This is a genomic window from Pseudomonas sp. fls2-241-R2A-110 (assembly GCF_030209165.1).
GTDB lineage: Bacteria > Pseudomonadota > Gammaproteobacteria > Pseudomonadales > Pseudomonadaceae > Aquipseudomonas.
Genome location: NZ_JARVSN010000002.1, coordinates 131,306 through 146,420, shown reverse-complemented (window position 1 = coordinate 146,420; position 15,115 = coordinate 131,306). Strand labels below are relative to the sequence as shown.

9 protein-coding genes are annotated in these 15,115 nt (G+C 58.7%); 4 read left to right on the top strand and 5 right to left on the bottom strand.

Features of this window, described 5'->3' with window-relative positions; translation table 11 throughout:
• Positions 1-110: 110 nt before the first annotated feature.
• Positions 111-470, bottom strand: a complete 360-nt coding sequence (locus QRN31_RS01035) for a PilZ domain-containing protein (protein WP_285429594.1) — start codon at positions 468-470, stop codon at positions 111-113.
• A gap of 237 nt (positions 471-707) precedes the next feature.
• Positions 708-1,091, bottom strand: coding sequence for a tetratricopeptide repeat protein (locus QRN31_RS01030; RefSeq protein ID WP_285429593.1), 384 nt, complete (start codon positions 1,089-1,091; stop codon positions 708-710).
• 175 nt (positions 1,092-1,266) lie between these two features.
• On the opposite strand from QRN31_RS01030, the gene pyk reads away from it, so the two are divergent.
• The gene (pyk, locus tag QRN31_RS01025; RefSeq protein WP_285429591.1) at positions 1,267-2,718 is read left to right on the top strand and encodes a pyruvate kinase; all 1,452 of its coding nucleotides are present in this window, start codon (positions 1,267-1,269) and stop codon (positions 2,716-2,718) included.
• Between the two features lie 192 nt (positions 2,719-2,910).
• Here pyk and QRN31_RS01020 read toward each other — a convergent pair whose 3' ends face one another.
• Genes QRN31_RS01020 through QRN31_RS01010 form a run of 3 tightly spaced genes read right to left on the bottom strand, consistent with a single transcriptional unit; the run spans position 2,911 to position 5,726 of the window.
• Positions 2,911-3,660 (bottom strand): enoyl-CoA hydratase-related protein, encoded by a 750-nt coding sequence (locus QRN31_RS01020; protein WP_285429590.1) that lies wholly within the window; start codon positions 3,658-3,660, stop codon positions 2,911-2,913.
• 31 nt (positions 3,661-3,691) lie between these two features.
• A complete protein-coding gene (locus QRN31_RS01015) occupies positions 3,692-4,627 on the bottom strand; it encodes an iron-sulfur-binding ferredoxin reductase (RefSeq protein ID WP_285429589.1) in 936 nt (311 codons plus the stop codon).
• Positions 4,620-5,726: a GGDEF domain-containing protein gene (locus QRN31_RS01010; RefSeq protein WP_285429587.1), complete on the bottom strand. Its 1,107-nt coding sequence runs from the start codon at positions 5,724-5,726 to the stop codon at positions 4,620-4,622. Before QRN31_RS01010 ends, QRN31_RS01015 begins: the two co-directional genes overlap by 8 nt.
• Positions 5,727-6,080: 354 nt before the next feature.
• On the opposite strand from QRN31_RS01010, the gene QRN31_RS01005 reads away from it, so the two are divergent.
• The 3 genes from QRN31_RS01005 (at position 6,081) to QRN31_RS00995 (ending at position 15,093) form a co-directional block, all read left to right on the top strand.
• On the top strand, positions 6,081-7,604 hold the full coding sequence (locus tag QRN31_RS01005; RefSeq protein ID WP_285429586.1) for a fumarate hydratase: 1,524 nt from the start codon (positions 6,081-6,083) through the stop codon (positions 7,602-7,604).
• Between the two features lie 236 nt (positions 7,605-7,840).
• Positions 7,841-12,355, top strand: coding sequence for a SpvB/TcaC N-terminal domain-containing protein (locus QRN31_RS01000; RefSeq protein WP_285429585.1), 4,515 nt, complete (start codon positions 7,841-7,843; stop codon positions 12,353-12,355).
• Entirely contained in the window at positions 12,355-15,093 is a 2,739-nt protein-coding gene (locus QRN31_RS00995) for an RHS repeat domain-containing protein (protein WP_285429584.1), read from the top strand. The genes QRN31_RS01000 and QRN31_RS00995 overlap by 1 nt, the downstream gene beginning before the upstream one ends.
• Positions 15,094-15,115: the final 22 nt, after the last annotated feature.

The window sequence follows — 15,115 nt, the reverse complement described above, 5'->3', positions numbered from 1 at the left end:
GCAAGCTCGCTCCCACAGGGTTATTCGGTGAACACAAAATCTGCGTTTCAACTCGATACTTGTGGGAGCAGGCTTGCCCGCGATGGCGATGGTGAAGACACCACAGGACTTCAGGCCGAAGCCGGCAACGACTGAAAGCTGAAATACTGCGTCAACGCCTGCATCAACTGCTCATACTCCAGCGGTGCCCGTTGCAGGCTGAAGCCGGCGTCGTAATGGTGCGGCGTTTCGTCTTCATGGCACCACAGGCAACACGCCGTCAGGTCGATGACCTGCTGGCAGCCGTTGCTCGCGGGGATTTTTAATCGCAGGTCAAAGTCGGCGCCCACCATCATCGGCAACTGACTGATAAGCATCAGTCCGTCTGCGGACACGTTGCCCAGAAAACCGATGGGTTTGTCGGTGACACTGTTAAACACTTTCAGAAAATACGGCAGTTGATGCCGCTCGATCCGGCGGTCGGTAAACATGCGCAGTTGGCCCAGCAAGGCCCTTAAGCAGGGCCGCACTAATGCTTCGGAACGGGTCGGTTTTTTTCAAAACCTGGCACGCTCTCCCCGATCCCGGTGCGTCAGTCCATCGAACCGCTGACGCTTACTCCTGCCGATCACAGGTGTGACCTCGGTTTAGAGGCAAGGCTCTAAAACCGATCCATTGGACTATAGCTCACCGACGCCGGCAGGCCAGACTTTGCATGACCTGCGTCATCAGTACTGGGTGGGGCGAACGGTCGTCACGCTGCGCATCGGGTAATGACCCAGGCTCTGCAAGGTTTCAAGGCGTGCACGGGCGCGGTAGGCGTATTCGCTTTGCGGGTACGACGCCATGATGAATTGATACGTTTGGGCCGCATCGATGAACAGCTTCTGCCGTTCCAGGCACTGGCCGCGCATCATCGACACTTCCGGCCACACATAAGGCCGCGCGCGGCTGGAGCGTTCGACTTTCGACAGTTCGAGCATGACCTGCTCGCAATTGCCACGATCGTATGCGCTGTAGGCGTTATTCAAATGGTGGTTCATCGACCAACGGGCGCACCCCGTCACACTGAGAACGCTGAGGGCAAGGGCGGCAATGGGCACGAATCGCATGGGGAATCTCCTGTCTTGAGCTCTGTATCGACCCGGTGCGTGAAATCTTCAGGAATGTTCGTTTCAATAAACAAGCGAATAACAAAGCTCTTCACAAAAAGTAGTGCAAACGAACAATGACTACACCCCGAGACCATAGTAGCCTCACTCAGCGCTTGAACTCAGGAGTCTTTGAATGTCCGTCCGTCGCACCAAAATCGTCGCTACCCTTGGCCCGGCCAGTAACTCGCCGGAAGTTCTCGAACAGCTGATTCTGGCTGGCCTGGACGTCGCCCGCCTGAACTTCTCCCACGGCACTCCCGACGAGCACAAGGCTCGCGCGAAGCTGGTGCGGGACCTCGCTGCCAAGCACGGGCGCTTCGTTGCCCTGCTGGGTGACCTGCAAGGCCCGAAAATCCGTATCGCCAAATTCGCCAACAAGAAGATCGAGCTGAAGATCGGTGATCAATTCACCTTCTCCACCAGCCATCCTCTGGCCGAAGGCAACCAGCAAGTGGTCGGCATCGACTACCCGGACCTGGTCAAGGACTGCGGCGTGGGCGACGAGCTGCTGCTCGACGACGGCCGCGTGGTGATGCGCGTCGATACCGCCACCGCCACCGAACTGAACTGCACCGTACTGATCGGCGGCCCGCTGTCCGACCATAAAGGCATCAACCGTCGCGGCGGTGGTTTGACCGCACCGGCCCTGACCGAGAAAGACAAGGCCGACATCAAGCTCGCCGCCGAGATGGAAGTCGACTACCTCGCCGTGTCCTTCCCGCGTGACGCTGCCGACATGGAATACGCCCGTCAACTGCGCGACGAGGCCGGCGGTACCGCCTGGCTGGTGGCGAAGATCGAACGCGCCGAAGCTGTGGCCGACGATGAAACCCTCGACGCGCTGATCCAGGCGTCCGACGCGGTCATGGTTGCCCGTGGTGATTTGGGTGTGGAAATCGGCGACGCCGAGCTGGTGGGCATTCAGAAGAAAATCATTCTGCATGCACGCCGCCACAACAAGGCTGTGATCGTCGCGACCCAGATGATGGAGTCGATGATCCAGAACCCGATGCCGACTCGCGCCGAAGTGTCCGACGTGGCCAACGCCGTGCTCGACTACACCGACGCCGTAATGCTGTCGGCGGAAAGTGCTGCCGGTCTGTATCCGCTGGAAGCTGTGCAGGCGATGGCGCGCATCTGCGTCGGCGCTGAAAAGCACCCGACCAGCAAGACCTCCAGCCACCGCATCGGCAAGGTCTTCGAAAGCTGCGACCAGAGCATCGCGCTGGCGGCCATGTACACCGCCAACCACTTCCCGGGTGTGAAGGCGATCATAGCCTTGACCGAAAGTGGCTACACGCCGTTGATCATGTCGCGCATCCGTTCTTCGGTGCCGATCTATGCGTTCTCCCCGCACCGCGAAACCCAGGCCCGCGCGGCCATGTTCCGTGGCGTCTACACCGTACCGTTCGACCCGGCTTCCTTGCCGCCTGAGCAAGTCAGCCAGGCCGCGGTGGACGAGTTGCTCAAACGCGGCGTAGTCCAGCAAGGCGACTGGGTCATCCTGACCAAGGGCGACAGCTACCACACCATTGGCGGCACCAACGGGATGAAAATCCTGCACGTTGGCGACCCGATGGTCTGAGTGACCGGTTGCTGAAAACAAAAGCCCCGCCATGTGAATGGCGGGGCTTTTTGGTTTCTGGTCCGGAAGATGTGTTGTTTGGACTGGCCCCATCGCGAGTAGGCTCGCTTCCACAGGGGATTTGTGAAACGCCACAGATCCAATGTGGGAGCGAGCCTGCTCGCGATGGCGTCAGCCCAGTCACCGCATTATTCAATGCCGATTGATAAAGGCCGACAACGCCGCCATCGCCTCCGGCGAACGCAACCGCTGCGTGAATAACGCGCCCTCTTCTTCTATCACTTTGCGCAACAACTCCCGGTCCGGCGCTTTCATCAATTGCTTGCTGACGCGCACTGCCTCAGGTGGCAACGACTCAAAGCGCAACGCCATCTCCCGCGCCTTGGCTAACGTCGCCTCGCCGCTGCCCAGTGCCTCGGTCGCAATGCCCCACTGCGCGGCTTGTTCGCCACTGAAACCTTCACCCAGCAGCAACAGCTCCGCCGCTTTGGCATGGCCGAGCATTCGGGGCAGGATCAGGCTGGAGCCGAACTCCGGGCATAAGCCAAGATTGACGAACGGCATACGCAACCTTGCATCACGACTGACATACACCAGATCGCAATGCAGCAGCATGGTCGTGCCGATCCCCACCGCCGCGCCCGCCACCGCAGCGATCACCGGTTTGCGGCATTCCAGCAAATTGAGCATGAAGTGGAACACTGGGCTGTCGAGGTTGCCCGGCGGTTGCTGGATGAAGTCGGCGATGTCGTTGCCAGCGGTGAAACACTCGGCGCTGCCGGTGACCAGCACGGCGTTGATTTCAGGGTCGGCATCGGCCTGCTTGAGCGCCTCGGCCAAGTGACTGTACATGGCGCGGGTCAGGGCGTTTTTCTTCTCGGGGCGATTCAGGCGCAGGGTCAGCAGACCGCGCTCGCGTTCAACTTCAATGGCATTGGGCATGGCGAGTCTCGCGTCGTTAAACGATCAGCGCTCAACCCCGGGGAACAAAGACATCCGCCAGCAGTTGGTTGCGCGGCAATCCGGCCAGGTACAAACGCCGGGCAAAGGCATCGACACTGTCGGGGGCTCCGCAGACTAAGGCCAGGGTTTGCCGGGAAACAAGCCGCAGTTGCGCCAATGCCTGCGGCAACCCGGCCGGGGTCCAGAACTCGACACTGAGGTTGGAACGCCCATCAGCCATGGCTTGCAGCGGTTTGGCGAGGTAATGCTCGCTCGCCTCATGGGCCAGGTGAATGACGCGGATGGCGCCTTGGTGATCCTGACGCAGCGCTTCGCGCAGCACGCCGAACAGTGGCGCCAACCCAGTGCCGGCGGCCAGCAGCCACAGGGGCCGGGTGTGCCAGTCCGGGTCATAGTGCAACGCCCCGCCACGCAGTTCGCCGAGGCGGATCGTATCGCCGATTTTCAGCTGGCGGGCCGCGTTGCTGAACGCTCCCGGCTGGCGACAATCGAGGTGGAACTCCAGAAAGCGGTCTTCTTCCGGCAGACTGGCCAGGGAATAGGGCCGGGCCACGTTGCCCGCCCACAACACCAGATGCTGCCCGGCGCTGTAGCGCAACGGACGCTCGGTTGTCAGGCGCAAACGCAACACACTGGTGCTCAACCAATCGACCGCAGCGACCTTGGCCGGGCGACCGTCCACCTGCGGATCAAACGCGTGCACCTGCAGGTCTTCGACCACCTGGCACTGGCACGCCAGACGCCAGCCCTGCTGACGTTGCTCGGCGCTCAAGGCATCGGGACGGCTGTCGCTGGGCAATCCTTGGACGCATTGCACCAGGCAGGCATGACAACTGCCGGCGCGACAACTGTAGGGCACGGCCACGCCGTTTTGATTCAGGGCATCGAGCAGGTTGCTGCCCGGCGCCACAGACCACAGGCGCTCGCCGACACGCAACTCAGGCATCGACGTTCTCCCACGCCGCCGCGCAACGATTGCGGCCGTCGCGTTTGGCCCGGTAAAGCGCCTGATCGGCTCGCTGCAACGCGTCGTCCAGATCGTCACCGAGCTCCAGCAGCGTCATGCCTGCGGACAAACTGAGGTTGCCCACTTTCAGGCCGATCAACTCGACGTCGGTGAAGGCGATGCGCAGTCGTTCACAGCAGGAGGTCAGCCGCTCGGCATTGCAGTCGGGCAACAGCACCACAAACTCTTCGCCGCCATAACGGGCCAGCACATCGCCATCGCGCAGGCACGCGCTGGCCACCGCCGCAAAAGCTTGCAGCACCTGATCACCCGCGGCATGCCCGTGAACATCGTTGATGCGTTTGAAGTGGTCGAGGTCGATCAAGGCCAGGCCGTGCACTATGCCCGCGTCCATGGCTTTAAGCTCTCGAGAGGCCAGGCGCAGGAAATGGCGGCGGTTGAACAGCCCGGTGAGTTCGTCGGTCGCGACCAGGTCTTCGAGCTGGCGCATCATCCCGCGAAGGGTGTCCTGGTGCGCCTGCAAGGCAAATCGACGTTGGCGCATACGCTGGCGCGAAGCCTGGACGTAACGGGCATACAGCTCCAGCCACACCAGCACGATGAACAGCACGCACACCTGCAGCGCGGCCAGCGCAGGATCGGTCAGCTGGAAGTGGTAACCCTCCCAGAGCGTGATTGCGCTGAAACTGAAAAACACCAGCAGCGTGCAGCGCAAAAAGGCCCGGCGCGAAAGATGAAACAGGCCGAACAGCAGAATCAGTACGTAGAACACCAGAAACGCACCGCGGGCTACATCCAGATTGGCGATCAGCCATGTCTGCCACCCCAGGCCCATCAACACTTGCACTTCGGTCAGGCTCGGGTCGGCGCACTTAAGGTTGCAGCCGCTGAAAAACATCGCGAACAACGCGGCCTGGCTGATCACCACCAGCGCACTGCCGACGGCCACGTTGCTCAACGGTTGATCGTAATGCCCGGTGAAAAAAGCCAGCCACAGCAATACCAGAGCCAGGGCGTAAGTGCCGGCTGCGAGGGCAAAGCGTTTGAGCAAAAGCCGTTGGATGGCGTTATGGGTCAATCGTTGACTCACCGTGCGAAAGGAGGCTGATCGAGTGTCCTACTCTACAGACCGAATGCCACTTTAGTGGGGTGTCTGACAAATGACCATTCAATTTTCGGGGCAAAAAACTGGCGTCAAAAGCATGTCCCGTTTCATCTGAGTCCTGGTCTCTGCCCAGAACTTGTGGGCGGTATGCGACCAACGATTGACCGTTGGCGCGTGTACCCGCCAGCGAGGCGCGTTATACTGCCGCGCCTTTTTAGCGTCGCGCCAGCATGCCCGGCGTGCCTTGAAAGGTGTCTGCGATCGACCGATACACCCAAGCCGCAGGCACCTTATTGAATGTTCCCGTCTTTTAGAGGAGCGCGACTCATGACCGTGATCAAGCAAGACGACCTGATACAGAGCGTTGCCGACGCCCTGCAGTTCATTTCCTATTACCACCCGGTTGACTTCATCCAGGCGATGCACGAGGCCTACCTGCGCGAAGAATCGCCGGCAGCCCGCGACTCCATCGCGCAAATCCTGATCAACTCGCGGATGTGCGCCACCGGCCACCGCCCGATCTGCCAGGACACCGGCATCGTCACCGTCTTCGTTCGCGTAGGCATGGACGTGCGCTGGGATGGCGCCACCATGAGCCTGGACGACATGATCAACCAAGGCGTGCGCCAGGCTTACAACCTGCCGGAAAACGTCCTGCGTGCCTCGATCCTCGCCGACCCGGCGGGCGCTCGTAAAAACACCAAGGACAACACCCCGGCCGTCATCCACTACTCCATCGTTCCGGGTAACACCGTGGAAGTGGACGTGGCAGCCAAGGGCGGCGGTTCCGAGAACAAGTCGAAGATGGCCATGCTCAACCCGTCCGACTCGATCGTCGACTGGGTGTTGAAAACCGTTCCGACCATGGGCGCCGGCTGGTGCCCACCGGGCATGCTCGGCATCGGCATCGGCGGCACCGCCGAGAAAGCCGCCGTCATGGCCAAGGAAGTGTTGATGGAATCCATCGACATTCACGAACTCAAGGCACGCGGCCCACAGAACCGTATCGAAGAGATGCGCCTGGAGCTGTTCGAGAAGGTCAACCAACTGGGTATCGGCGCCCAGGGCCTGGGTGGCCTGACCACCGTGCTCGACGTGAAGATCATGGATTACCCGACCCACGCCGCTTCGTTGCCGGTGTGCATGATCCCCAACTGCGCCGCCACCCGTCACGCGCACTTCGTGCTCGACGGTTCCGGCCCGGCATCCTTGGAAGCGCCACCGCTGGACGCCTACCCGGAAATCGTCTGGGAAGCCGGCCCATCGGCCCGTCGTGTCAACCTCGACACCCTGACACCAGAAGAAGTGCAGAGCTGGAAGCCGGGCGAAACCGTCCTGCTCAACGGCAAGATGCTCACCGGTCGCGACGCCGCGCACAAGCGCATGGTCGAGATGCTGAACAAGGGCGAAACCCTGCCGGTGGACCTCAAAGGTCGCTTCATCTACTACGTCGGCCCGGTTGATCCGGTGCGCGAAGAAGTGGTGGGCCCTGCCGGTCCGACCACCGCGACGCGGATGGACAAGTTCACCCGTCAGATCCTCGAGCAAACCGGCCTGTTGGGCATGATCGGCAAATCCGAGCGCGGCCCGACCGCAATCGAAGCGATCAAGGACCACAAAGCCGTTTACCTGATGGCAGTCGGCGGCGCGGCTTACCTGGTGGCGCAAGCCATCAAGAAATCCCGCGTGGTGGCATTCGCCGAACTGGGCATGGAAGCGATCTACGAGTTCGACGTTAAAGACATGCCGGTGACCGTTGCGGTTGATAGCAAGGGCGAGTCGGTACACATCACCGGTCCTGCCATCTGGCAGAAAAAGATCAGTGAAAGCCTGGCAGTCGAAGTGCAGTAAGCGCTTAGATTGACCCCAACGGCCGGTTCGTCAGATGACGATCCGGCCGTTTTTTTTGTTAACGCATAACCTTTATCGGCATTAAAAGCCTTCTTCTTACAGCGATTCGATCTAGAAAAACCTTTCCGACCTGTCAGATCTGACAGGTTACGAATACCGTCCATCTTGTTAGCGTCTGACCTACCCAGCGACACCGTTGCCACGCAACAGCGTCAGGCCAAAACAGGATCAGCCCCATGCAAGACCAAGCATCCCTGAGCATCACTGAACCCTCCATCGCCAAGAGCGCTTCAATCGCCACCATCGGCAGTAGCTGGGGTACAACGGGTTCGACGGGAGCCACCTCCTTTGCATTGCCTCTGCCCTTGTCACAGGGCCGTGGCTGGGATCCTCAGCTCACACTGAGTTACAGCAGCCAGTCGGGAAACGGTCCGTTCGGTATCGGTTGGCGCTTGAACCTTCAGGCCTTTACCCGCCAGACGGACAAGGGCGTGCCACGTTATCGCGACGACAAGGATGTGTTCATCAACCACTTGGGGCAGGAGGTGATGCCCGATCGTGACGACGAGGGCAAGATCGAGTACAGAACGGTGTCCGAATACCGTGGTCAACGCATTGGCGAACATAGGGTGGTGCGGTACAGGCCTCGGGTCGAACAGGCATTCGAGCTCATCGAGTTCTGGCGCTCAGACTTAACGCCCGAGGGCTTCTGGCTGGTGCACGGAGCCGACGGCAGCCTGCACCTTTTCGGCAAAGACGACAGCTCCCGCGTGGTCGACCCGCAAGCCCCACTCCATGTGGCGACATGGCTGTTGCAGGAAAGCATGAACGCCCTTGGCGAGCATATTTGCTACCAGTACCTGTCAGAGAAACAGGACGAGCTTCCTGACCCGCATGACTACCGGGCCCAGCGATATTTGCATCGGGTGCTGTATGGCAATGTTCAGGCAAGCGACCAGTTGTACGGCTGGGATGTCTCGACGTCAGCACCACCTTCATGGCTTTTTCACGTGGTATTCGATTACGGCGAACGTACGCTGGGCCTGACTGAAAAACCGGTTTATGACGGCGCGACACTCGAGCCTTGGTTAGTCCGTAACGACCCGTTTTCGTCCTATGGGCGAGGCTTTGAAGTGGGCACCCGGCGCCTCTGCCAGCAGGTGCTGATGTTCCACAGTTTTACGCAACTGGGTGATAAACCTGTGCTGGTGCGCCGCTTGCTGCTGGAGTACTCGGACTACACCAACCTCTGGCCCTACAGTCAGATCACAGCGGCGCATTATCAGGCGTACGACGCCAGCGGACTGATGGAGTCCTCGCCGCCGGTGGAATTCGAATACTCATCCTTCGAACTCAACAAGCAGCCAAGCGCATTTTTCCCGTTCGAGGTCATGCCGGCAATCGAGGATGGACAGACATATCAATGTGTTGATCTGTTCGGCGAAAGCATTCCCGGCTTTCTGTGTTGCTATGACCAATGCTGGTATTACCGCGAACCGCTGCGTGGCGCGGACAATGTCGATCACATCACGTATGGCCCCTGGACAGCCCTGAAAAAGATCCCGGTCGCCAACCGCAATAAGGAGGCGCATCAGGCCCTGATGGACCTGACCGGCGAAGGCCGTCTGAACTGGATTATTGCCGAGCCGGGAATGTGTGGTTTTTATACGCTGAACCCGGATAAAACCTGGTCCGGCTTCATTCCGTTCACGGCGTTCCCGGTGGAGTTTTTCAACGTTTTTTCGCAACTGGGCGACTTTACCGGAGACGGGCTCAACTCCCTGGCCCTGATCGGGCCCAACGCTGTACGCCTTTACGCCAACCGGCGCGAAGACGGTTTTGCCAAAGGCGAAGACGTCGCTCATGAGCCGGCCGATGACCGTCTGCCGTTGATCAGCAACTCACCCACTGAGCTGGTGTTTCTGGGCAACCTGCTCGGTAGCGACATGACCGGGTTGTGCCGCATTCGTCACAACGAAATCAAATGCTGGCCAAACCTCGGGCATGGGAAATTTGGCACCGGCATTGTTATCGAAGGCCCCGTTTTCGAGTACGAAACATTCGACGCGAACCGGGTGCGCATCGCGGACCTGAACGGGTCCGGCGCTCCGGCGCTGATCTATCTCAAATCGGATCACTTTGAGATTTACCTCAACCGCAGCGGCAACGGTTTCGAAAAGACACCCATCGAGGTCTCGTGGCCCGAAGACGTGCGTTACGACAACCTGTGCCAAGTCACCTTCGCCGACCTGCAAGGGCTCGGTTGCGCCAGCCTGATCCTGACCGTGACGCACATGAAGCCCCAACACTGGCGTTATGACTTTGTCAGCGCCAAGCCCTATTTGCTGGCATCGAGCAATAACAACATGGGGTGTTTCACCGAGGCGGTGTATAGAAGTTCTGCGCAATTCTGGCTGGATGAAAAAAAGGACATCCTCGAACTCGGGAAAACTCCCGTGTGTTACCTGCCTTTTGCCGTGCAAGTCGTCAATCAACAGACCCAGCTCGACGAAATCACCGGCAATTGCCTGAATCAGTTTTTCAGTTATTTCGAGGGCTACTACGACAGTACGGATCGCGAATTCCGGGGCTTCGGCCGCGTGCGCCAAACCGACAGTGAAAGTGCGTCAGATGACGACGACACCGGTTTCACCGAATCGGCGCTGCTTGACATCTGGTATCACACAGGCAGAGCGATTGATGCATCTCGCGATGGATATTTCAATCTTGACGATAAGGCACACCGCCTGGATGACACGCTGTTTTGTCGGTATCACCCGGTCGACGATTGCGAAGAGATCATTACGCCGGCCGACGAGGGCATTGCCCGCGAAATCGCCCGCGCCCTCGCAGGTTCCGTATTGAGAGTCGAAACCAGAGCGGAGAAAGACGCAGACACCGACACTCCCATTCTGGTGGAGCAAAATCGTTACATCGTGCGCGAAGTGCGTGAGCGCGGCCACCACCCCGACTCGGTGTTGATGGCATCACTGCTGGAGAACATCAGCTACCGTTACGAACGTATCGTCGAAGACCCATTGTGCCGCCACGTCATCAATTTGAAGCGAGACGTATTCGGCCTGCCCACCCACAGCTTCACGGTCAGTTACGCCCGACGCAAGACCGAAAAGGATGATCCACCTTCCATAGACCCCGACGAAATGAAATGGTGGCTCGATGCACATGACCGAGCACAACAGTCTTATTACCTGAGCGAAACCCGCGCCCAATTCATTCACTTGGTCGACCTGCAGGGCTGGCGGATTGGTCTGCCGTTTCTGCAACGCGGCAACGCATTGGTTTTGCCAAAAGGAACAGCACCATCGGGTCTCAACCCCGAAAAAATTTCTTATAAGGACTTCCTGGATTCATTCGAGTCCCTCGAATGGGCCGCTGTGCGGGAACTGACCGCGCAATCGGTGCAACTCTACGTCGACACGAACAATGACGAGTTGCCGAAGGACAAAGCCTGTTTACAGGCTTTGCGAGGGACGATGGAAATCGCTTATCTGGACAAGAACGCGCTGGAGGTCTACGGCAACGTAACGCCCCCGATCGATATCCGGGCAGAACTTGCGAACATTGGATATCTGCCCATGGAGCTGCTTCTGGGCACGGACGACACGGCCGACAAAGTGGAGGACGAACAGAGAAATCTTTGGTCTGCCCTACACAACTTTGCTACGTATGCTGGCCTCGATAAATTCTACCGAGTGTTCAAATACAACGAAACGCAAAGCCACGGTATAACCAAGGCGCAATATGACGAGTACTGTCTGGTGATCAAAAGCGTCGAGCAGCCGGATGGCTGCACCACTCACTTCGAGCAGGATTACTTCTCAGGGCTAACGAAGAGCATCACCGACGCCAACGATAATACTGAGGAAGCCTATAACGGTCCTTCCGGTGTGCACACCCACACTTTTCACGGCACAGAAAACGCTATACCCGTCGGCTTTGACTTCATCAGAAACTATGTCCCCAGCGGAGACTTAAGCCCCGACACGGCAATCGAGCACCCTGAAGATGAGCTGCAAAAAGCGGCCAGCACCTTGCGCACGGATCTTCACTGCTGGATGGGCATATTGCCCGTATCGGCCAGACAAAAAACCGAATGGCTGAACGAGTGGATCAACAACGGTTACGTGTTACCCAGCGGTCACATTCGCGCCAGTGCCCGCAGGCGCCTGGCCAGGATCCGAACGCGCACGCCGGCGGAACAAGCGTTAAATGATTTGTTGCATACCGTCGATCGCATGCCGGTGCACAGCGTCCGCCTGAGTGCTGACCGGTACCCGGGTGATGATGTTCCAGCGAATATCCACATCACCCTGTCATTGGTCGACGGTTTTGAACGACCCTTGCAAACTCAGCAACGCGTCGAGCCCGGTGAGGCTTATGTCGTGGAAAACGGCAAACTGGTCATCGAGGACGGCAAGCCAAAGATTGCACACGCCGATCAACGCTGGCGCATCAGCGAACGCGTGGAATACAACAACAAGGGATTACCCGTACGAACCTATCGCCCCTATTTCGCCAACGCTTACGGCTACATCAATGACGATTGCTTCAAGGTATTCGGCCATCACGATAAAAGCTTCTACGACGTAATGGGTCGCCTCATCAAGATCATCAACGCCAAGGGGGATACTGCGCTCGTCGTCAATCATCCCTGGTACATCACCAACCTGGACTTCAATGACACTTACGTTGGGCCGGACGCGAAAGGACTCAAGACGGGGAATCGATGATGTCCACTGTCGACTGGCAAACACCGTCAGTTAAATCCTTTGACTCGCGGGGCCTGGCAGTCCGCAAGATTGCCTATTGGCGCACGGTGGCGGGCGGTCCCGTGGAAACGCTCATTACCCGGCAACACTTTGATGTTATCGGCAGGCGGGTGGAGCAACGGGACGCGCGACTGGTTGATGCCCCCAAACCCAATATGACGGCAATTTACGGACTGGCCGGGCAAGCGGTGAGAGTCGGCAGCGTTGATAGCGGCGAACGCACAATCCTGGCCGGGCTGGCGGGTGAAACCCTTCGGCGCTGGGACGGACGGGGCAACCGTTGGCACAGCACCTACGACAATCAGTTGCGTATGCTCACGCTTGAAGAGAACGATCAGGGCATCGTCCAGAGCAATACCTACGCCGACTCATCGGCCGATGCTGCCTACAACCTGTGCGGCCGACCGATCAGGCAAGTCGATGCCGCATGTGTATCCGAGTGCAGCAGCTTCAGCCTGCACGGCCATCCTCTGCGCGACAGCCAAATGATCACCGAGGGGGGCACCTTCACCAGCAGCCGAACCTTCGGCCCGCTCGGTGTGGTCGTGGCCCAGACCGATGCCGGTGCACATCAGCAACAAATGCGGTACGACAGGGCCGGGCAATTACATCAGGTTCATCTGCGGCTTGATCCCACGGGCCCCTGGCAAACCGTGCTTGAAAACGCCCGGTACAATGCCGCCGGCCAGATCGTTGAGCAAATTGCCGGAAACCACGTGGTCAGCACCTGGAGGTACGACGAGGCCAATGGTCAGCTGGACAGCATGAGCGCCGGTGTTCCCGGGCAAGCACTGCTGCAGCACTTCCAATACCTTTACGACCCGGTCGGTAACCCTCTGCGCATCGACGACCTCACCTTTAAACCAGTGCACTTCGCCAACCAACTCATCGATGGTCACCGCGAATTCACCTACGACTCGCTGTACCAAGTGACCAGCGCCACCGGCCATGACGCCGCCCCGAGTGCCGAGCTGCCGGGCCGACCTTCCCCGAGCGATCCCAACAACCACCTCAATTACAAGCAGACTTACACCTACGACCTTGGCGGCCACCTGATCAAGTTGAACCATGATCGCGCGGTGGGCGGCTACACCCACCATATGCGCATCGACTCGACCAGCAACCGTGGTGTGCGCTGGAAAGCGGGTGATCCCGAACCGGATTTCGACACCTTGTTTGACCGCCATGGCAATCTCCAGCAATTGCACCTGGGGCGGCCGCTGCACTGGAACACCCGCGATCAGTTGGCCTCGGTGACGCTGGTCGAACGCGACGACGGTCGTAACGACGAAGAATGCTATCGCTACAGCCAGGGCGTTCGGGTTTACAAGCGACATGAAACCCATACGGCGACCACCACGCATTTTCACCAGGTGATCTACCTGCGGGGACTGGAAATCCGCACCCGTGACAACGGCGAGGAACTGCACGTCATCACCGTGCCGGGTGGTCGTGGCAACGTACGTTGCCTGCATTGGATCAACAAAAAACCTGAAGGGATCGATAAGGATCAGCTGCGATATAGCCTCCATGACCACTTGGGTTCCAGCCTGATGGAACTTGATCAACACGCAAGACTGATCAGCCACGAAGGCTATTACCCGTTTGGCGGCACGGCTTGGTTGATAGCGATTTCCTTGCTGGAGGTCGCCTACAAAACCATCCGTTTTTCCGGCAAGGAAATGGATGCCTGTGGCCTTTATTACTATGGGCTGCGCTATTACGCGCCATGGTTATGGCGGTGGATCAATCCCGATCCGTTGGGAACCGTGGACGGTTTGAATCCATATCAAATGGTGGGAAACAACCCGATAAACTTTGTTGATGACCAAGGGGGGATGAAGAGCCCGGCTTCGCAAAATCTTCAACAAACCACCATTACGATGGGCCCCTCGTCTTTGTCCAGTACCAGCTCAATCGCAGGCAGTACGATGAGCCTCTCTGACAGCCCCGCGCTGGTAGACAATCCCCGGGAGAATCCTCCCGGCACGCTACCGCCTGAACCTGAGCCTGAAGGTTCATGGTTGAAGCGAGCCACTTTGTGGACGGTTAACTCGCGAGCCGGATTAGCCTTGCTTCCGACCGGAACTTCAAGTCCTGCTAACGCAGCAGTCGTTTCGACCATTCTCACGGCGGCCGTACAGTTGACCGTACAAGCAACTCTGTTTAACCCCGGTTGGTCACCTGCTGGCACGTGGGATCCAGAGGGAGATGGCTCGATGCCTCCAAAAGACGTGACCCAAGAGGTCAACCGGCACTTTAATATGATCAACACCGGCGTGACCCTGGCCGGTGCAGTGGTTGGTGTTGCGCTGGGGCCGATAGTCGGCGGTTATGTTGACGAGTTCAGAGGCACCAAAGAAAAAGCTGAGAAAAAAGCCAAGGCCGGTGAAATGAGCACCACCATCAACAGACTGATTGCCGAACAAAGTTTGCTGGACGAGGTCACCGTGAAAGCGCAGACCGCGCTCCGTGATCAGGTACTGGAGGTCGAAAGCTTGACTGGCATTACGTGGAATACCATGGAGATGCTTGAGAAAATCACTCGATTGAGGCCGGGTCTCGACAGTGTGAGCGGCGCCTCCTCGCGTCGAAACTCTGATGCCTCTCAAGGCTCCGGCAGCGTGCGCAACAGGTCATCCCTGAATCGGATACCGTTGCGCTCCAGCACAGCGTCCAGGCGGAGTGTTTATGTTTAACAAATAGGGCATTCGGGACCCA

What these genes read in the sequence shown, in the direction of transcription:
- QRN31_RS01035 (WP_285429594.1), bottom strand. Translation starts at nt 470, where the DNA reads ATGTTTACCGACCGCCGGATCGAGCGGCATCAACTGCCGTATTTTCTG.
- QRN31_RS01030 (WP_285429593.1), bottom strand. Translation starts at nt 1,091, where the DNA reads ATGCGATTCGTGCCCATTGCCGCCCTTGCCCTCAGCGTTCTCAGTGTG.
- pyk (WP_285429591.1), top strand. Translation starts at nt 1,267, where the DNA reads ATGTCCGTCCGTCGCACCAAAATCGTCGCTACCCTTGGCCCGGCCAGT.
- QRN31_RS01020 (WP_285429590.1), bottom strand. Translation starts at nt 3,660, where the DNA reads ATGCCCAATGCCATTGAAGTTGAACGCGAGCGCGGTCTGCTGACCCTG.
- QRN31_RS01015 (WP_285429589.1), bottom strand. Translation starts at nt 4,627, where the DNA reads ATGCCTGAGTTGCGTGTCGGCGAGCGCCTGTGGTCTGTGGCGCCGGGC.
- QRN31_RS01005 (WP_285429586.1), top strand. Translation starts at nt 6,081, where the DNA reads ATGACCGTGATCAAGCAAGACGACCTGATACAGAGCGTTGCCGACGCC.
- QRN31_RS01000 (WP_285429585.1), top strand. Translation starts at nt 7,841, where the DNA reads ATGCAAGACCAAGCATCCCTGAGCATCACTGAACCCTCCATCGCCAAG.
- QRN31_RS00995 (WP_285429584.1), top strand. Translation starts at nt 12,355, where the DNA reads ATGTCCACTGTCGACTGGCAAACACCGTCAGTTAAATCCTTTGACTCG.